General features: G+C 39.7%; 22 protein-coding genes and 1 pseudogene. 20 read left to right on the top strand and 3 right to left on the bottom strand.

The window, feature by feature from the left end:
- The first annotated feature begins 128 nt into the window (after positions 1-128).
- The 10 genes and pseudogenes from ACY2LT_RS06985 (at position 129) to cydB (ending at position 6,771) form a co-directional block, all read left to right on the top strand.
- Positions 129-302, top strand: coding sequence for a hypothetical protein (locus tag ACY2LT_RS06985; RefSeq protein ID WP_491814776.1), 174 nt, complete (start codon positions 129-131; stop codon positions 300-302).
- 18 nt (positions 303-320) lie between these two features.
- On the top strand, positions 321-554 hold the full coding sequence (rpmE, locus tag ACY2LT_RS06980; protein WP_491814775.1) for a 50S ribosomal protein L31: 234 nt from the start codon (positions 321-323) through the stop codon (positions 552-554).
- A gap of 4 nt (positions 555-558) precedes the next feature.
- Positions 559-828 (top strand): 30S ribosomal protein S18, encoded by a 270-nt coding sequence (gene rpsR / locus ACY2LT_RS06975; protein ID WP_491814774.1) that lies wholly within the window; start codon positions 559-561, stop codon positions 826-828.
- Positions 829-1,186: 358 nt separating this feature from the next.
- Complete coding sequence (locus tag ACY2LT_RS06970) at positions 1,187-1,816, top strand: SPFH domain-containing protein (RefSeq protein WP_491814773.1); 630 nt, start codon at positions 1,187-1,189, stop codon at positions 1,814-1,816.
- Between the two features lie 3 nt (positions 1,817-1,819).
- Positions 1,820-2,860 carry a flagellar motor switch protein FliM gene (gene fliM / locus ACY2LT_RS06965; RefSeq protein WP_491814772.1) on the top strand — a complete coding sequence of 347 codons (1,041 nt, stop codon included), beginning with the start codon at positions 1,820-1,822 and terminating at the stop codon, positions 2,858-2,860.
- Positions 2,861-3,015: 155 nt separating this feature from the next.
- Positions 3,016-3,276 (top strand): annotated as a pseudogene (gene fliN, locus ACY2LT_RS06960) (flagellar motor switch protein FliN); the annotation flags it as partial.
- 30 nt (positions 3,277-3,306) lie between these two features.
- Complete coding sequence (fliO, locus tag ACY2LT_RS06955; RefSeq protein WP_491814771.1) at positions 3,307-3,702, top strand: flagellar biosynthetic protein FliO; 396 nt, start codon at positions 3,307-3,309, stop codon at positions 3,700-3,702.
- 69 nt (positions 3,703-3,771) lie between these two features.
- Entirely contained in the window at positions 3,772-4,107 is a 336-nt protein-coding gene (gene secG, locus ACY2LT_RS06950) for a preprotein translocase subunit SecG (protein ID WP_491814769.1), read from the top strand.
- A 259-nt stretch (positions 4,108-4,366) separates the two neighbouring features.
- Entirely contained in the window at positions 4,367-5,734 is a 1,368-nt protein-coding gene (locus ACY2LT_RS06945; protein WP_491814767.1) for a cytochrome ubiquinol oxidase subunit I, read from the top strand.
- An 11-nt stretch (positions 5,735-5,745) separates the two neighbouring features.
- Positions 5,746-6,771: a cytochrome d ubiquinol oxidase subunit II gene (gene cydB / locus ACY2LT_RS06940; RefSeq protein ID WP_491814765.1), complete on the top strand. Its 1,026-nt coding sequence runs from the start codon at positions 5,746-5,748 to the stop codon at positions 6,769-6,771.
- A 212-nt stretch (positions 6,772-6,983) separates the two neighbouring features.
- Here the strand turns inward: cydB and ACY2LT_RS06935 are convergent, their stop codons facing one another.
- Entirely contained in the window at positions 6,984-9,980 is a 2,997-nt protein-coding gene (locus ACY2LT_RS06935) for a methyl-accepting chemotaxis protein (RefSeq protein ID WP_491814764.1), read from the bottom strand.
- Between the two features lie 305 nt (positions 9,981-10,285).
- Here ACY2LT_RS06935 and ACY2LT_RS06930 point away from each other — a divergent pair, with 305 nt between their 5' ends.
- The 10 genes from ACY2LT_RS06930 to ACY2LT_RS06885 are packed head-to-tail and all read left to right on the top strand — an operon-like array spanning position 10,286 to position 16,088.
- Positions 10,286-11,167 (top strand): hypothetical protein, encoded by an 882-nt coding sequence (locus ACY2LT_RS06930; protein WP_491814762.1) that lies wholly within the window; start codon positions 10,286-10,288, stop codon positions 11,165-11,167.
- Positions 11,160-12,086 (top strand): hypothetical protein, encoded by a 927-nt coding sequence (locus tag ACY2LT_RS06925; RefSeq protein ID WP_491814760.1) that lies wholly within the window; start codon positions 11,160-11,162, stop codon positions 12,084-12,086. Before ACY2LT_RS06930 ends, ACY2LT_RS06925 begins: the two co-directional genes overlap by 8 nt.
- A 12-nt stretch (positions 12,087-12,098) precedes the next feature.
- Positions 12,099-12,440 carry a DUF2190 family protein gene (locus ACY2LT_RS06920; protein ID WP_491814759.1) on the top strand — a complete coding sequence of 114 codons (342 nt, stop codon included), beginning with the start codon at positions 12,099-12,101 and terminating at the stop codon, positions 12,438-12,440.
- A gap of 23 nt (positions 12,441-12,463) precedes the next feature.
- Positions 12,464-12,889 (top strand): phage protein Gp36 family protein, encoded by a 426-nt coding sequence (locus ACY2LT_RS06915; RefSeq protein ID WP_491814758.1) that lies wholly within the window; start codon positions 12,464-12,466, stop codon positions 12,887-12,889.
- A gap of 4 nt (positions 12,890-12,893) precedes the next feature.
- Positions 12,894-13,196: a hypothetical protein gene (locus tag ACY2LT_RS06910; RefSeq protein ID WP_491814757.1), complete on the top strand. Its 303-nt coding sequence runs from the start codon at positions 12,894-12,896 to the stop codon at positions 13,194-13,196.
- 8 nt (positions 13,197-13,204) lie between these two features.
- Positions 13,205-13,792 (top strand): CHAP domain-containing protein, encoded by a 588-nt coding sequence (locus ACY2LT_RS06905; protein WP_491814756.1) that lies wholly within the window; start codon positions 13,205-13,207, stop codon positions 13,790-13,792.
- A gap of 10 nt (positions 13,793-13,802) precedes the next feature.
- Entirely contained in the window at positions 13,803-14,141 is a 339-nt protein-coding gene (locus tag ACY2LT_RS06900; protein ID WP_491814755.1) for a hypothetical protein, read from the top strand.
- A 10-nt stretch (positions 14,142-14,151) separates the two neighbouring features.
- The gene (locus ACY2LT_RS06895; RefSeq protein WP_491814753.1) at positions 14,152-14,610 is read left to right on the top strand and encodes a hypothetical protein; all 459 of its coding nucleotides are present in this window, start codon (positions 14,152-14,154) and stop codon (positions 14,608-14,610) included.
- A complete protein-coding gene (locus ACY2LT_RS06890) occupies positions 14,600-15,037 on the top strand; it encodes a hypothetical protein (RefSeq protein ID WP_491814752.1) in 438 nt (145 codons plus the stop codon). Before ACY2LT_RS06895 ends, ACY2LT_RS06890 begins: the two co-directional genes overlap by 11 nt.
- A gap of 7 nt (positions 15,038-15,044) precedes the next feature.
- Positions 15,045-16,088 carry a phage portal protein family protein gene (locus ACY2LT_RS06885; protein WP_491814750.1) on the top strand — a complete coding sequence of 348 codons (1,044 nt, stop codon included), beginning with the start codon at positions 15,045-15,047 and terminating at the stop codon, positions 16,086-16,088.
- Positions 16,089-16,120: 32 nt separating this feature from the next.
- Here ACY2LT_RS06885 and ACY2LT_RS06880 read toward each other — a convergent pair whose 3' ends face one another.
- Both ACY2LT_RS06880 and ACY2LT_RS06875 read right to left on the bottom strand, forming a co-directional pair.
- Entirely contained in the window at positions 16,121-16,858 is a 738-nt protein-coding gene (locus tag ACY2LT_RS06880) for a hypothetical protein (protein WP_491814748.1), read from the bottom strand.
- Positions 16,859-17,044: 186 nt separating this feature from the next.
- Positions 17,045-19,279 carry a penicillin-binding protein 1A gene (locus tag ACY2LT_RS06875; RefSeq protein WP_491814746.1) on the bottom strand — a complete coding sequence of 745 codons (2,235 nt, stop codon included), beginning with the start codon at positions 19,277-19,279 and terminating at the stop codon, positions 17,045-17,047.
- Between the last annotated feature and the right edge of the window lie 51 nt (positions 19,280-19,330).

Below are 19,330 nucleotides of genomic sequence, written 5' to 3'. Positions count from 1 at the left end.
AAAAAATAGTGATAAAATAATATTAATTACAAAAATTTTCTTTTCATAAAATTTCTTTTGTAAAATCAAATGAAAAAGTTATATTTGTAATCTTAAAATTATGTGAATAATAAAATTGAGAATGAAAAATGGCTAAACAGCAAACATTCGGCGATAAACTAAAGAAAAAGAAAGTTGACGAAAAGATAAGTGTAAAAATTATCAAAGGTTATCGCAGCGAAGCAGGAACAACTCGCTTCCTCGAAAAATTCGTGAAGGTTGATACTTTAGACCAAATTAACAATATTGACATTAGTAAATAAAATAAATAGGTCGAGAAAATGAAAAAAGGAATTCATCCATACTATCATACTGTTGAAGTAGTGATGACAGATGGAACAACTTTTAAAACTCGTTCCTGCATAAATAAGGACCGTTTGGTGTTGGACATCGATTCGAAATCGCATCCATTCTATACAGGCAAGCAAGTGCTTGTAGATACCGCAGGACGTGTTGACCGCTTCAATAAGCGTTTCGAAAAATCAAAATCAATGATGGAAGCAAGGAGGAAATAATAAAATGAACGCAATCTATCCAATGCAAACAAGCAGCAATTTTAAAAACAACAAGCAACGCACTGTTCGCAAAAAACAAAATCCATTGAAAGATGCAAAAGTTGTTGATTATCTTGATGTGAAACTTTTGCAGAAATTTACAAACGACCAGGGAAAAATTCTTCCTCGCCGTATTACAGGAGTTACTGCATATCAGCAACGTCAGATTGCAGCTGCAATTAAGCACGCACGCCATTTGGCTTTGATGCCATTCGTAGCTCAGGATATTGCATAATATTTTGCTATATATTTGAAATGAAGAAAGTGGTTGTTCGCGGAACAGCCACTTTTTTTATTCAATATCCCAAAATAATAACTGCACAGTGATTGCATTTCTGCAATTGTAAATAAATGAATAAAATTAATTTTCTTTCGTCTTAATTAGTAGATATTTCGACTTAATTGCTAATAGTAAACAGTTGTTTTGACTTAATAATTGTTGAAAAGCAATGCAGAAATCAGTAAATGCAAGTAAGATGTAGGATTAGATATAGTATTAGATTAGGAATAAAATTTTGGCATTATATTTTCTTATACAAATTGCTAAATAAAGATTTTTAAGTAACTGACGATAAATGTAATTGGAGGAAACAATGGCAGAAGAAAAACAACAAGGCGAAGAGGTTGTTCACGAACCTGTGAAGAAAGAGAAGAAATCGCTGGGTGTATCGCTACCTTTGATGATTGGAGCGGCAGTGGGAATATTAGTTATTATTATTCTGGGGGTGATATTAGGTGTGTTCTTCGCTTCTAAATTTATGGGAGTGCAGCAAACAGGTGGCGAAGCTGAAAAAGGCAAAACAGAAAAAGTGGCGAAATCAAAAGAAAACGCGGAAGGAGAGGACGAAGATTATTTAGCAAAGCTTGAAGACATTGCTTTAATGGAGACAGGTCGCATAACCACAAACCCAAAAGGTGCCGCCTCTGTATTCGTTGTGGTAAATTTTGGTTTTGAATTCAGACTTATGGACAAAGACAACAGCGAATATAAAACATTGGTGAAAGAAGGCGCTGTAAATATGGAGCACCCAATAATAAAAAAAATGATGGCAAGAATTCGTAGCACATTGAACAATATGATTGCTTCATATACAAAAGAAGAATTACTTGAAAAAAGACCGGAAATACCAGAGCTTGTTAAGAAAGAGCTTCGTCCGGTATTCCGAGATTATGAATTACAATTGGTGAATGTTACTATACAAGAATTTATTATTCAAGAATAGATTATGGCTGACGTTTTATCACAACACGAAATAGACAGTCTGCTCAGTGAGATGTCGAGCGGACGAATGGCTGTCGATGATGTGCTGAGCGGGAAATACGCAAAAGGCGATGTCACGAATTACGACTTCCGCCGTCCGAACCGTATTTCGAAAAATCAAGTGCGAACATTAAGTTCGGTTCACGAAAGCTTTGCGGAAGTATTCGGATATTACCTTGTATCGAAACTGCAAACTGTTGTTTCTATAACAGTTACATCAGTGGACCAACTTTTCTATAGCGAATATATTCTTTCAGTTTCGAATCCAAGTTGCCTGTATGTGTTTGATATAGTTGGAACAGACGGAAGCGGTATTCTGGAGGTAAGCCCTCAGCTTGCACTGACAATTGTCGAACGTTTGCTTGGAGGTTCGGCGGAGCAACTGCCAAAAGCCCGCACTATTACTCCAATTGAGCAGGCAGTAGTTCGCGGTATTATAGAACACGCATTGTACGATTTGCGAAATGCCTGGAGGTCGATTGCTGAAATAGATTTTCGTTTTCAGCGATTAGAGATGGAAGCAGACTTTGTGCAGGTAGCTCCCGCATCGGAAATTGTAATTGTTGTTTCGTTCGATGTAAATGTTGGTGTGCACACATTTTTGATGAACCTGTGTTTCCCGACTTTTGCACTTGAAGAAGTGCTTGCAAAGCTTAATCGCCAGCAGGTAACAACAACAGTGGGCAGGCAGTCGCCAAAACGTATGAGAGAAAATATGCAAATCCTTAATCAGCAAATTTCCACAACTTATTTGCCTATTGTAGCTGAATTAGGAAAGACATCTCTAACGGTTGGCGATTTGATGGAATTGAAAGTGGGCGATGTAATAAAGCTAAAAAAACGAGTTAACGAAGAGATTGAGATTGTTATTGGTGGAAAACGCAAACTTGCAGGGCGTCCGGGTTCAGTCGATGGTAAACGGGCAGTCCGTATTACTCGTCCATTGACTGAGGAAGACCTTGTTGAAGAAGATATTTCATATAAACCTAAGGAATCGAATATATGACAATGACGCAGGAAGAAATTGATGCTCTCATTGCCGGTGGATCTCTCGAATCGGAGGAATCGTCGGAAGTAGAGCAAGAGGCAGTGGAAGCCGAGAGTGCTGAATTTGGTGAGCTGAAACTCGGTTCTGCCGATACAATATATTCACCGCTCGATCCGAAGCTTGAACTGTTGTATGACTTGCAACTTCCGGTTTCGATTGAGTTGGGGCGCACTAATATGCTTATCCGCGATATTTTGCGGCTTGGACGTGGCTCTGTTATTGAGTTCGACAAACTTGTTAGCGAGCCGGTGGACGTCTTGATTAACGGAAAGAAAGTTGCCGAAGGTGAAGTTGTCGTGATTGATAAGCACTTCGGTATTCGTATTACAACGTTGGTCGATCCAACCGATAGACTGCGCGGTTTGCGTAAGTAATTTAGTATTGAACCAGGGAAGGAGATAACTATGGATGGAGCTATTCTTAAATCATTCGCTATATTGCTTGCAAGTGTGGGTGTTGTGTTTATCGTGCTTATGCTGATAAAAAAATACTCCTCAAAACTCATAAATCAACCTAATAAATTCCCCTTGAAAATTGTGGCTAAACTTCCTCTCGGGCAGAAAAGCTTCTTGTGTGTGGTCGAAGCCGATGGCAAAACACTGCTTGTGGGAGTTACAGATAAAAGTATTAATCTGATTTCACAATTAAAGGATGAATTTGATTATACAAATATTGATTTGAAACAAGTTGCAAGCAAGACAAAGAAAATCAAAAGTGCAGAAACTGAGAGCAAAAGCAAAGATTTATCATTTATGAATTTTCTTAAAGATTCAATCGGATTGCGGGCGAGAGAAAATTGATTTTTCTATCTCGTTATTTTTTCTTATATTTGTTGTCTTAATAAGATTAAAATAATTAAGGGTATAAAAATGTACACTTTTTTGACAATACTATTGCTTTTAATTTCAATTTTGCTAATTGCTGTAGTACTTATCCAGCCCGGTAAAGGTGATATGATTACAGGTTTAGGTGGATTGAGTGGCACTTTTTCATCGATGTTTGGCAGTCGTCGGGCAATGGATTTATTGCAAAAAATCACAATCGGATTGGCTGCTGCAATTGCAGTAATAGTAATAGTTATTAATATGTTCCTTGTTGGACCAAAAGAAAGCATCGAAAAACCAGTTATCGAAGGCACAGAAGTTCCAATGCAACAAGCACCGGTTCCAAATCAAATTCCAAACACACCTGCTCCGAATAATTAATAAAGCTATATACGCCTTATAATGGCTGTCTGTTTATCCGATAGACAGCCATTTTTTTATTTTATAGACGCAATTGGCGCGCGTGTCTTAGTTTCATTATTTCTGCAATGATAGAATAGAAAAATATCATATATGTCAGAAACTCGTTTTATAAAAATTAATATGTCTAAAAAATATGCAACTTTCAAAACAAATTAATGAATATTTCGTCAAAAATTTGTCTTCGTTAATATTTTTGAGTATTCTTGGAGGTCAATTAATGGATGTAGAACTACTTTCTCGTATCCAGTTTGCATTAACAGTCGGTTTTCATTATATCTACCCTCCGATGAGCATCGGGCTTGGCTTGTTGCTTGTGATTATGGAGGGTATGTATATGAAAACCAAAGATATTCGGTACCACAACATGACTAAGTTTTGGGTAAAAGTATTTGCACTGATTTTTGCTTTGGGAGTGGCTTCTGGCATAGTGATGGAGTTTCAGTTCGGGACAAACTGGGCGGCATATTCGCGATTTGTAGGGGATGTATTTGGCAGTGCATTGGCAGCAGAAGGAATTTTCGCATTTTTCCTTGAATCGGGCTTCCTTGCCGTTCTTGTTTTTGGCTGGGACAAAGTGAAACCAAGAACGCATTTTATTGCTACTATTATGGTTGCATTTGGGGCTCATCTTAGTGCTGTATGGATATTGGTTGCGAACTCGTGGATGCAAACTCCTGCCGGATTTCATATCGTAGGTGAAGGTGCTATGGCACGAGCCGAAGTAACAAATTTCTGGCAAGTTGTATTCAACCCATCAACACTTGAAAGGCTGTCGCATACTATTTCGGCAGCGTGGATAACAGGTGCTTTTCTTGTGTTAAGTGTTAGTGCCTATTATTTGATTAAAAACCGTCATAATTTCTTTGCAAAGCAATCAATTAAAATTGCTCTTGTAGTGGCCGCTTTTGCTACTATGCTTCAGTTATTCACCGGGCACGCAAGCGGTGTGCAAGTTGCTAAAACTCAACCTGCTAAAATGGCTGCATTCGAAGGACATTATGAAACAGGTCCGGCGGACTTATATCTTTTTGGGTGGGTTGATCAAGAAAATAATAAAGTTTATGGATTTAAAGTTCCCGGTATGCTTTCCTGGCTTATTTATGGAGACAGCAAAACACCTGTTACGGGACTTAACGAATTTGCAAAAGAAGACAGACCACCGGTTCAAATTGTATTTCAGGCATATCATATAATGATTTCAATAGGTATGCTTTTGATATTGATTGCGTATCTTGGGGTGTTTTTCTGGTGGCGTGGCAAATTAGAAAATGTGCGGTGGTATCATCACGTTTTGGTTTGGAGCGTTCTGCTACCGCAACTGGCTAATCAAATCGGCTGGATTGCAGCAGAAGTCGGGCGTCAGCCGTGGATAGTTTATGGAATTATGCGCACAAAAGATGCACTGTCTAAAACAGTGAACTCAAGCGAAGTATTATTCTCCTTAATTTTGTTTACAGCAATATATTTACTTTTGTTTCTGCTCTTTTTGTTCCTGCTGGATAGAAAAATCAAACACGGACCCGATGCTTATGAAGAAGGCGACGATGTTTACTCACAACAAAAATATATCTTTGAAAAAAATTAGGAGGAATATATATGTTTGAGTTCTTAGATTTAAATTTTGTCTGGTTCGTTCTGATTGCAATATTATTCACCGGTTATGCAATATTAGATGGCTTCGATCTTGGGGTTGGTGCATTATATTTACTTGTCAAAGACGATACCGATAGGCGTATTTTGCTGAATTCAATCGGACCAATTTGGGACGGAAACGAAGTTTGGTTGGTAACAGGTGGTGGTGCATTATTTGCAGCATTTCCACACGCTTACGCAACTGTATTTTCCGGATTTTACGTTGCCTTTATGATACTGCTGTTTGTGCTGATTTTCCGTGCAGTTGCAATTGAATTCCGCAGCAAGCACGAATCGAAAACCTGGCGACGCAACTGGGACATTGCATTTTCTGTTTCGAGCATCTTGATTGCCTTGCTTATGGGTGTCGCTATGGGTAATGTTATTGTGGGCTTGCCTGTGCAACCTGATTTCGAAATGCGAACCACTTTGTTTAGCTTGCTTACTCCGTATCCTATTCTTGTTGGCATAACAACAGTAGCATTATTTATGATGCACGGAGCTATATATCTTGTTATGAAAACCGAAGGTGAACTGCAGGCGAAAGTTCGCGGTTGGGTGAATAATACTATTATTTTCTTTGTGATTTGTTATGTTTCGACAACAATGGTAACTTTGACGTTCTTCCCACAGATGATAGGAAACATAAAAGAATATCCGATATTGTTTATTGTTCCGCTTTTGAATATGCTTGCCATTGCAAATATTCCACGTGAAATTCATCACGGTAGGGAATTTCGGGCATTTTTGTCGTCGTGTGCTTCAATTTTGGCATTGCTAACACTATTTGCGATTGGTATTTTCCCGAATATTGTTCCGGCGGCAGACCCTGCAAATTCACTTACGATTTACAATGCGGCTTCATCACAAAAAACATTAAGTATAATGCTTTTAATTGCACTAATCGGTATGCCATTTGTTGTTGCATATACATTTACGATTTACTGGATATTCAGAGGAAAAGTCAAATTAAACAAAATGAGCTATTAAAAGTATATAAAATTTACAGATAAATTAGAATTTGAAATAATAGAAAAAGGCTGCTCTTGCGTGGGCAGCCTTTTGGTTTATTCATCCGAAGAAAATATGTATAGGTTGAATTATAATAATAAAAACTGAAACTTTGTAGTGATTGAAGCACAAAAAAGGCTGCCTTTTGTCCCGGGCAGCCTTTGTGGTTATTTATACAAATTGTTTACGCCTCAATACCTACCGAAATCATCTTCGTCGAGCTTAATAATATCTGATGGGTCAATATTGCTTGTGTAGTCTTCCTCACTTCCTAAGTCTATACTGCTATAGTCGGTTTGTTCGGTTTGGTGGTGAGGGAGCGAACGGCTTCGGCGGCCCGAAACATAATGTGAGCTTTCGAAATTGCTAAATTGAACGTTATCGTTGTTCAATTTGAATCTTGCAATCATAGCCTTCAATTGAGCTGCTTGACCGGAGAGTTCTTCTGCAGCGGAAGCACTTTCTTCGGCACTTGCAGTGTTTGTTTGCGTAACTTTGTCGATTTGCGAGAGCCCTTCATTTATTTGCGAAATAGCGAGAGCTTGTTCGTTGGAAGAAGTAGCAATTTCGCCAACAATATCGGCAACTTTTACGGAACTGTTCTTAATTTCTTCCAGAGCTTCACCTGTGCGAACAGCAATCATAGAACCATTTTCAACGGCTTTGATACTGTTTTCGATAAGTTCGGAAGTTTCTTTTGCGGCTGTTGCCGAGCGGGCAGCAAGATTGCGAACTTCTTCGGCAACAACTGCGAAACCTTTGCCGTGGCGTCCAGCGCGAGCTGCTTCTACTGCGGCGTTGAGTGCGAGCAAGTTTGTCTGGAAGGCGATTTCGTCAATAACTTTGATGATTTTCGAAATGTTGCGGCTTGATTCGGTAATTTCTTCCATTGCGTCGTTGAGCTGTAGCATTTCGCGGTTGCCTTTTTCTGCTGCTTCTTTAGCTTCGAAAGTGAGAATATTTGCGTGGTTGGCGTTTTCGGCATTTGTCTTAGTTTGCGAGCCGATTTCTGCCATTGAGCTTGTGATTTCTTCTAGCGAGGCTGCTTGTTCGGTTGCTCCTTGCGATAGTGCAGTACTTGCGTCAGAAACCTGCATAGCGCCACGAGTAACTTCATCAACTGTTACAGCGACCTGAGTGAGAATTTCGTTCAGACTGTCGATTGTGGAGTTCAACGCTTCCTTTAATTTCAAAGCATCGCCTTTGTAGTTGCCTTCTATTTTGTGGGTAAGATCGCCATTAGCAACACCTTGAAGCACCTGAATTGTTTCTTTGAAAGGCATTTGTTCGATAGTTGTATTGAGTGCATTTACCAAAATAGCGTGATCGCCTTTGTAGTTGCCTTCGACTTTTAATGATAAGTTACCTTCTGCCATTTGCTTGAGTGCATCAGTAACGTCGTTTATCGGTTCGAGCAGATTATTGAGCATTCTGTTTATTCCGGAAGCAGTTTGTTGGTATATACCAGCGACTTTTTCAGAATCCATTCTTGATTTTAGGTGTCCTTCGGTAATATCTTCAATCAAGTTATTCAATCCTTCGTTGAAGTTTATTTCATCTGTTTGATCGAGCCACTCAACTACGTATGCAAGTCGTTCGCCATTTCTATTGTTTATTGGTGAAACATTTAGTTTGAACTTAGCTTCGCCCATACTAATGAAACTATTAATCGGGGATTCCATTTTTGAAAGCATTGCTTTCTGATGAGTTGGATTTTTGTGATATTTGTCGATTGGGCTGCCAATCAATTTGTCGCTTGAGAAATCAGGAAGATGCGATTTTATATTGTTAATATGCTTATTGAATAATTCAAAACTGGATTTATTTACAAAGTTAATTATTCCGTTCTTATCACCGATCATAACGCTTGCATTCATTGAATTAATGATATTGACAACGCTTAATAATGTATTGTTCACACCAGAAATGATATTTTTATATTCGCCTTCGTATTTGTTTTCATCTACTTCGACATTTAAATTGCCAAGCATAGCATTTTCTGCTAAGTACTTCACATCCATTGTCAGCTGACGAACTGAATTGATAGTTGTATTAACACTTTGAATTAATATATCCGACGATGAACGCTCTTTTATCGCAATATCCAAATTACCTTTCGAGACCTGAACTAATACATCTGCAATATTTTGTGTCGCATCAATGAGCACATTCATATTATTTTTAATTTCGTTAAAGTCACCCTTGTATTCATCAATTATTCTTGGAGGAATATCACCTTTGGAGATGCGGTCGATATATTCAGCAGCAACGTTGAGAGGTCCGATAACAGCATCGAGTGTTGAGTTGAATCCTTCGACGATTTTTCTGTATTCACCTTCGAATTGATTTGCTTTTCCTCGGGCGTCTAATTTTCCATTTAATGCAGAATCGGTCATTGTGTTCATCTCTTTGACTAAATTTTTCAAATTGCCAACCATTGTGCTTAGAGCATTAAGCATAATTCCTGTTTCGTCTTTGGATTTTGTTTCCAGATTGACATCAACATTGCCACGAGCAATATTATCAATTGCAGTAACTGCTTGGTTGAGCGGTTTTGTGATAGAACGGATCAAATACCATCCCATGATTAGTCCAATTATAGCAGCAGCAGCTAAAATTATAATAAACAATCTCAATGTAGATTGATATTGTTGTGATGCAATTTTTCCGAAGTTATTCAATTCTTCTGATGCATACTTAATCATATCATCACAAACTTCAAAATATTGTTTTTCATATTTTTCTAAATCACCAGTCATTAGTGCAAAAGCTTCATCAAAACGCTTATTTTCAAATAATTCGAAAAGCTTTTCTCTGGCAGTTCTATATTGCGCCCTTGTATCATTTAATTTATTGACAAGCAGAGCACCCTTTTCTGTTGATTTCAAATCTTGCAATGAATCTATAGCTTTAGAGATTATTGGAGAGACAGCTTTTGCACGCTCAATATCAGCATTTAGCTTTTTCTCATCATCTTTATGAATAATAGCATCACGCAGGGCTCTTGCATTAATATTTAACTGATCAACTATCTCGTTTGCCCAAATGGTTTTGGGGTAATAATAATTTACGATTTGTTGTGTGTTCTCGTTTATTTTGGATAAGGAAGTAACACCAAAATATCCGATTACTAAGACGAAAATAAATGCACCGACAAAACTAAGTGCAATTTTGACACCAATTTTCATTGAAAAACTCCATATTTATTATTAAACAATAATATCATTTGCTTTCGATTATTCTCTCCCAATCAACGGCTAATCCGACAATAATATTTTTCGGTAATGCATAAGAAAACTTGAATTAATTTTCGTATTTTAACGAAAATAATGATTTATTAGTATTGAATATTTTTGCATACAGTTCCACAGTAATTCCATAATACTAAATAATACTATAAACTCAATTTTAACAAAATTATTATTCAGTTTTTTAACCTGTTCGCTATGCCTCGATAGATTTGCAACAAGGTTCAACACTATCTGAGGTTAAAATGTGGATTGAGGTATTTCGGACAGGGAATTTCAACGATAGCAAGGGGCGACCGTTCTTTGCTGATAGCGTTACATTGGAAGCAATAGAACGCACCTACAATGCAGCAACTCAGCACGGATACGAAGCTCCGCTGGTGAAGGGTCATCCGAAAGACGATGCCCCAGCCTATGGATGGGTAGAGCGTCTTGCCCGGCGCGGAAATAAACTTTTAGCAAAGCTCAAAGAAGTATCGGGCGAAATTATTGAGGAGGTTCGTCAGGGGAAATATCGGCGTGTTTCTATTGCACTTACTCCGGAACTGCTGCTGCGGCACATTGGTTTGCTGGGTGCAGCTTCCCCGGCAGTGGATGGGCTCGCTCCGGTTTCCTTCGACGATGGCGAAAACGATTACTACACTTTTGCTTACGAATTTCTAAACAAAACAGACGACGAAAACGAAATCCAGTCTCTTGCAGAACAGAACAAACAGCTTAACGAACAAATAGCTCAGCTTCAGGAAAAATTACGCAAGCTCGAATACCGCGAATTTGTCGAGAATTTTCTCGAACGCAATCAACTACTTCTAAAAAACGACGCCATAAAAGAAAAGCTTGTGGAGTTGCTCGTCCAATCTGAAACTGCTACACACAAAACCAACGAACCAGGTTCGTTTAATCTTGCCAAAGAGTTCATTGCTATTCTCGAATGTATTAAGCCGTCCGCTTATTTTTCGCAACTATCTATCGCTAATGCCGGAAATATTGAACATCAGTTCGAAGGAAAAAAAGTAGATGAAAATCGCCTTGAAATTCATCGCAAAGCATTAGAAATGACCTTGAATGATCCTTCGGTTACCTATCTGAAAGCATTAAATATTTTACAAGGAGGAGAAAATGCATAGTCAAACCTATGAACTAAGAACACTTGACCCCGTGCTGACTACGCTTGCACAGGGGTATGTAAACCGCAAATATGTCGGTAAAGAACTATTCCCGGTTGTTGAAGTTAGCAAGCAGAAAGGGCGAATCCCCGTTTTCGGGAAGTCCGCTTTTGTGGAACGCTCAACTTCACGCGCCATAGGAAGCAACTCCAACCGTTTGCCTCAGACTGAATTTGATTTGCTGGAATTTGAAACAACCGAAAGAGATGTCGAGATGGCTGTTGATTATCTGGAAGAAGAGCAAATAAATGATTTCTACAAATACGAGCAATACACTGTTCGCCAATTAATTGATGTTTTGGAACTAAATTGCGAGCTTGAAGCCGCAAAAATTGCAACCAACCCGGATAATTATCCGGATGATAACAAAATCATCATTGATGCTACAAGCCAGAACAACTTATCCATCGGTTCCTCGCAGATAATCAGGGAAGCAATCGAGCGTGTGCGCGCCAGTATTGGAGTGCGACCCAATACAATGATACTGAGCTACCCGGTTTATCAGCTGATATGTAATGATGTTTCATTGGAAGACAAATTTAAGTATGCCGGAATAACTTCACTAAATACTAAAATCATTTCCGATTACTTTGATATTCCGAAAGTAAGAATTGCAACAACGGTATATTCTCCCGACGGAGTAAGTTTTGAAAATGTATGGGGCAATTCGATAATTCTTGCATTTGTTGATGATAGCTCGCCCGATGTCCGCAACGAGTTCAACCCGAGCTTCGGCTACACTCTTCGCAGACGCAATATGCCCGAGATAGACACCTACTACGAAAACGGAGGGAAAATCAAAGTGATCCGGGCAACTGATAACTACTGCCTGAAGATGACTTCACCGCAAGCCGGATGTTTAATACTCAATCAATTATAAACAGGAGGCAATATGAAAAACAGCGTTCTTTATCAGCCAGTTCAGAAAATTACAATAAAGTCGAGTGATAATTTGCTGGCATTTCGCTTTGTTGGTTTTGGTGGTTCGCATTGCACTGCCGGAAGCAAATCTCTCGGAGTAACGGAACGCAAATTCCCTGCAAACAAATCTGCAAGCGTAGTAACAATTGGAACTGTTCCGGTGGAAGCAGTCGGGGCTATATCGGTGGGGGACAACCTTGCAAGCGACTCTCAGGGCAGAGCTGTGGTTGCAACATCTGGGGCTGCCGTTAATGCCCGCGCTCTCGAATCAACAGAAAATGGCGGGATTATCAAAGTGATGCTTGTTCCTTGATTATTAATTTTCCGGAATGTGTTATGCAGTGGATAACAATTAATGACCTGATTTCGGAGCTTGGCACGGGCAAACTTGCCGAGCTCTCGGGCGATGGCAGCGAAATAGTTCAGTCGGTGGTTGATGATGCAATTTCATCAGCCACCGAAGAAGTGAAAGCATATATTTCTGTGCGATATACGCCCGAGGGTTCCCAAATACCGATACTTTTCCGCGAATTAACGAAAAAATTAGCTATTTATAATTTATACTTGCGGAAAAACCGCGAAATGATTGTTCCGATTGAAGTTGCAAACGAAAAGAATGAGGCTGTTCGCCTTCTTGAACAAATCAAAACGGGAAATATTAAAATTGAACTAACAGAAAAACCTTCCAGAATTATCTTTCATTCGGGCAAGCGATATTTCGATGATGCATATTTAGATGAATTCAGAAATTTCAGGGAGTAGAGAAATGAAATTTTCAGAAAAAAATATACTGACAAAAGGAGCAAATTGGGTGCTCCGCAATTCAGTGTGGTTTATTCCTTTTGCTCTGGGATTATTCTTTATGTCCCGGTCTGCTATAAAAGAAACAGTAATTGCAGTTGTGGTATTCGAGGCGTTGGCAATCGGGATTACATCCATTGCTGCGTTTATTCTGTCGCGAAGCGAAACAATGCGTTATCAGATGTGGAACGCCTTAGGAAATATATTTCTTGGTGTTCACGTATGCATCGGGCTGGTAGTGCTTGGGGTATATTTCACTCAAATATAGGAGGAGAAATGAAAAGGTTGTGTTTGTATGGAGTTTTGCTGTTGCTTTTGCCACTTGGGGCTGCTGCTGCCCAACGCTACGAAATTCCTTGCAATGGAGTTTTGCTAAGCGAGGCAATTGCAATTATGCATAGTCAGGTTGACATTTGCGAGGCAACTGGCAAAAACGACGGCGAGGTGAACAAATATACTCAATCGCTTGGGCTTCGGGGCAATTATCCTTACTGTGCAGCTGCTATCTGGTGGTGCTTCGAACAGGCAAGGTGCAAATTAGGTATGCCCAGGGCTTTTCACCCGCTTCCTGCCACTGCTGTTGCTAATGAAATGTTTGCTTTTGCAAAACGGCAAGGCAAACGCACTGGCTATTATCCCAGTGTGTATGATTTAATTGTATGGAAGCGGCTAAATTCATTCCGTGGTCATATTGAATGTGTGGTCGAGGTGATGAAGTCTGGCTTTGTCCGGACAATTGCTTTTAATTCGGGTTCCACTGTTGCCGGCAAAAAGTGCGAAGGTGTTTTTTTCCAAAAACGCAATGTTTTTCATCCGCTTGCCCGAATGAAAGTGCGTGGACTAATTGGTTTCAGCATAGTGTGAGGTGGTGGAAATGCTTGTGAAATTATACGAAAATCCGGATTTATCGCAAAACTTTGAAACTGATTGGTTCGCAGTTGATTATTCAGGTCGCAAGCCACACCTGAAAACGAGGTCGCTCAATGTGGTTTGGGAAAATGTAGAAGGCAACCTGAGAGGGCAATTAGAAATCTATACATCGCCCGATAGAAAAACGAAGACTTTGGGAGCAATTCTGCCAATTTCGTGTAATACAAATATTCAGGACGCAAGCGTATTGTTATTCTGTGTTTCGGTTTCATACGTGAAATTCTGGTATAGTTCAAATGGAACAACGAGCGGAAAAATCAGAGTTTTTATAGAAATTCAGTAACAGGTGAATTATGCCTTTTTTTCAATTTCCATCAGTATCGCAACAAACTATGTGGGGAACAATAGCGGGAAATATTCTCCTGCAAACAGATTTAATTGATATGGTGCAAAATTCATCGCTTTCGGAATTAGTGCTTGTGGTCGATTTTTCGAAATACGGAGAAATTTCTGCCGGCGAATATTTCTTCCCACATCAAATATATCTGCCCAACGGGCAAAAAGCAGAGCTTATTGGCTATGAAGTTGCTCTTCAGGCGGGACTTGCAACAGTTACTGTTTATCAAAACAGTGATGAAATCGGGCAACTTTCATCAATTGAAGCGAATACGGAATATCTTTCTACGAGTTTAGCCGTTCCAATCGAACTTGCTCAAAGAGATATTCTGTCGCTTTCCGTTACGCAATCAGAAAATGCTCAGAATTTGCTTTTCCGGTTAATTATTCGGGTGGTCAGAGGCAATGAAAATTAGTTTGTATGCAACTGTTTTAGGTGTGTTAGTAGGATTTGCGTTGTTTTACTTCATTATTGGTTTCGAAAAAAATAATAAAAATGAGTTGGTTGTGGAAAAAGAAATATATCGCGATACGGTTTTTTTAGCGTTGCCACCGAAGGAAGTGAAAATCAGGGCAAATCCTCGCGTTCAGTATTCAGACACTTCTTTGGATAGTTTTTCTTTTGTTTTGGATACTTTGATAAGCAAAGATACACTGAAAATTAGTTATAGTTATCCGGAAAACAACTTGTTTCTTCGTTTTGCGGCAATGCCCGATACTTTTCGCTACGAACGGACAATATTGAATATCAAGCAGCCGGAAAACGACTGCCGACTTCAAGACAAGTTGCTTTATGCGATTTCGGGCGTTGCCGTGGGATTAATCATCGCTAAAATAAAATAGGTGAATTATGCAGAAAAATGTTTTAACGCAAGAACTTGTGAGCCGTGTCCGACAATATTCGTTTATGAAATACATCGGGCTGTTGCCAAATCCAGATAAAGTGTTGAGCTACTCGGGGCGAAGCTACGAAACTTTGCGCGACCTGTTGAACGACCCACACGTGTGGAGTTGCGTGCAGTCGCGCAAGAGTGGAGTTACCAATTGCAGATGGGAAATTGTTACAAACGATAATTACGGTCGTGAAATTAAAAAAATATTTGAGACGATTGATTTGAGTTCGCTCATTAGTAGTATTTTCAATGCGATTCTATTCGGTTTTCAGCCAATAGAGATAATTTGGAAATTGGATAATGCAAGCGGGTTTTCGATTGTTCCGGATAGGTTTTTGCCGCTGCCACAAGATTATTTTGGATTTTCAGCTAACGGGGAATTGATTATGAAGAGTAGCATTCAGAACTCTAATATTGAATTCCCGGAAGAAAAAATTATTTGCCCTCAATACGAAGCAACTTTGCAAAATCCATATGGCACAGCACTTCTTAGCAAATGCTATTGGTCCTGCACTTTCAAAAACGGAGCATTTCGATTCTGGATGAATTTTATGGAGCGATATGGTATGCCACTGCTAATCGGGCAATATCAAAGATATGCAACAAACCAGGAAATCGAAACTCTTGCCGATAGCTTGGTAAATATGGCGGAAAATTCTGTGATAGTTGCTCCCGAAGGCATCGAAATTAAGCTTACCGAACCGTCGCGAACAAGTTCTGTTGAACTCTATTACCAGCTTGTGCGCACCTGCAATGCTGAAATATCCAAGGCGTTGCTTTCGCAAACCCTGACTACTGAACTCGATAGCGGTTCTTATGCTGCTTCGAGAACGCATTACTCTATCAGGCGGGAAGTTATTATGTCGGACTTGCAGTTTGTCCAGCACTATCTGCAAAAAGTGATTGATTTGATATATAAAGTTAATTCTATCGAGAATAAAGATACTAAGTTTATTTTTATTCCAGATGATATTTCGGGTGCACAGAGCGAAAATGAATAAAAAAATGGGGGCTTTCTTCTGCCCCCGGTTAGTTATTCCAAATTTGATGGGAATATTGTAAGCTTTAATTTTCGGCTTTTATCCGGGCTTTCCCATTCAACTCCGACAAGACCAAATTTGTGATTAGTGTAGTAAATTACTTTGCCGAGCAAGTCTTTCAAAGGACCCTCGGTTACTGTTTCTTCAACTTTGATAACTTTTAATAGCCAGAAAGCAATTTGGAAGTCGTCTGTTGTGGAGCGATATGTAACTTCGCGGACATATTTATTTCCGTCTTTGTCCTGAAAAGTGTATTTGTTGCCAACTTTTGCATCGTATTTTACAAGCAGAAATGGTTTGCTTTCGTCGCCTTCGCTATGGATGTAGTCCTGCATACCTTCGGAAGTAGCTTTCCCCTTGATTTTGTAGTCGATTTTGATATTGTTCAGGTCGGTAGAGTCAATTTTCATATCAAAATGTCGTATTGCTTTTTGTTGAATTGCTTCCTTCAATGCTTGGGGTAGCGAAGCAGTGCCTAACAAAGTGTCGATTTTTCTTAAAAATTCAATGTTTGTGGTAACGCGTCCTTCGAGCACAACATTACCTTTGCGATTTTCTGTAATTACAGGTTCGGAACTTATTTCACCCAGCCCCGGAATAGTAGTATATACGTAAGTTTTGGACCCAACAGCCGCAAATTCAACATTTGTGCTTCCACCAAGAGTGGAGTCGTCCTCTGAGCAAGCAGAAATAATCAGAGGAATCACAATAAGTAGAATAAATTTTTTCATAGGCACTCTCCCGCAAATAAAGGAAACTAAATCCAAAATAAATAAATAATTTAATAAAACAAAATGATTTGATTTCTGTATAAGAAGAAATTTATATGACAAAATTGTATAACAGAATGAAACATTAATTCCAAAATAAATAGATTTTTGGAAGTAGATTAAAAACATTGAAAAAGCAAATAAAGGCTATTCCTCGTCGCGTGGAAGAGGAGCCAGAATAGGCGAATCGTCCCTTGATTTATGCGGTTCGCTTCCGTTTGACGGAGTGGAATTGTTGTCTAAAACATTCACTTCGCCGGCATTTTTTTGAGTGTTAGTTAAATTATACGGCTTCCAATTGGCTTGTTGCGAGAGCGAATCGATTGGGTTGAAAATGAATTTTTTCTGCTTGTACGGTATTTGCGGGTCGCTATAAATCAAGCTCATAATTTTTCCCCAAAGCGGTGCAGCAGTTCGCCCACCATAGCCAACCGCGCCCAGACAATCGAAGTTTATTTCGTTATAGTCGAAGCCCATCCAAATTCCGCAAACAAGCTGAGGAGTGTATCCAATGAACCACGCATCAGTGCTGTTATTTGTTGTACCTGTTTTGCCGGCGGCATCGACATCTTTCAGATACTGACGCACACGCGAAGCAGTTCCGGCATTGATAACCTGCATCATCATATAAGTCATTTGCTGAGCAATTTCTTTGTCGAACACATCAGTAATATTTCTGTTGTTTTTGGTAGAGAGAAGCACTTCGCCGGTGTTTGTTTCTATGCTTTCGAAAAAATAAGGCGATACGTGCCAACCATTGTTTGCGAAAGTGCAGAAAGCTGAAGTCATTTCGTACGGGCTTACTTCTCCGCCACCACCAAGCGACAAAGCCGGCACAGCCGCAAGTGGCGACTGAATTCCCATTCTGTTCGCAAGGTCGATTACATCCCGGGGCGAAGTAACCTGAGTAATAAGTCGCGCAGCAACTGTATTAATCGAACGGGCAAGTCCGGTAGTCAAAGTAACCGTAGTTTCTCCTTCGTTGCATCCAGAGCCGCGTGGCGACCATAATTCCCCTGAAGACAGAGTGTAGCTATATGGACCACAGGCAATACGGCTGTCGGGCGTAAGCCCTTTTATCAGTGAAGAAGCGTAAACAAATGGCTTGAATGCAGAGCCGGGTTGCCGACGAATCTGATAAGCGTGGTTGAGTGAGTATTTTGCGTCGGGATTTTCTCGCATAAATTTTGGCGAAGCCCCAGCCATTGCAAGCACTGCCCCTGTTGTTGGGTTCATTATCACAACTCCCACCTGAACAGTTGTAACGGCGTTTTTCACTGAATCAATAAAGCGTTGGTCGTTTAGCAGTCGTGTCATTATGGCGTTTTTCTGATTTTCTTTGGCGGCCCGGTAGTCTGTTCGCATATTGATTGCACGTTTGAGCAATTTCTGCAAAATATCGTTGCGTCCTTTCCAACTCCAATTTTGATTGAATGTAGTCTGAATTTCGGGCATAAACTCTTCGAGAGCCTGATTGAGCAGTTTTTGAATTCGCGAATCAATAGTTGTGTAGATAGTCAGTCCGTCGCGATATAAATCATATTCCTTCAAACGTGGGTGGTTTGTGAGTTCCTGACGCAACATCTCAACAAAGTGAGGTGCAATTCCCAGTCGGGAGCTTCCACCAAGTATTGTTGGGCTCGACTTTGAAGTTGCAAATTCAAGAGGTTCTTCGATTGCTCGCAGGTATTGAGAAGTGTTCAGATAACCTTCGTCATACATTAATTTGAGGACGAGATTGCGGCGTTCAACTGCATCGTCATAATTTTCTTTGCGATTGTAGAATTCAGGTTTTTTCAGACATCCGACAAGATAGGCACACTCTGCGGTGGTGAGCTCTTTGGGTTCTTTGTCGAAATAAACTTTTGCGGCAACTGCAAGCCCATAAGCACCGCGTCCGAAATTTACCGTATTAGTATATAATTCAAGAATTTCTTCTTTTGTGTAGGTTTTTTCGATTTGTATTGCTGTAACTGCTTCGCGAATCTTACGTTCCATTGTTTGGTCGAAGTTCAGATATAGATTCCTTGCTAACTGCATTGTGATTGTGGAAGCACCCTCGCGGCGCGAAGAGAAAATATTCTTCACAATCGAGTTGAACACTCTTCCGACGTGAATGCCCCAGTGCCGCCAGAATTTTCTGTCTTCGGTAGAAATAAGTGCGTTCACAAAATCTTTCGGAATATCGTTGTAAGTGAGCGGAACACGCCTTTCTATGTAATACATATCGAGCAGTTCGTTATCGGCTGTATATATTCTTGTTGCTACATTTTGCTTTGGATTTTCTAACTGTTCCAGCGATGGCATATTGCTTGATGTAACCCACAATACGTATATTCCTATTGCAAGAAAAATTGCACAGGTCGAAGCCAATAATATCATCAGAAACTTCAATGGCGACATTTCTTTCATTTCGTCGAGAAGAAATTTTTT

The organism is Eximiradius proteiniborus (assembly GCF_058546985.1).
The sequence above is the reverse complement of the archived record's forward strand: the minus strand, read 5'-3'. Positions and strand labels throughout refer to the sequence as shown.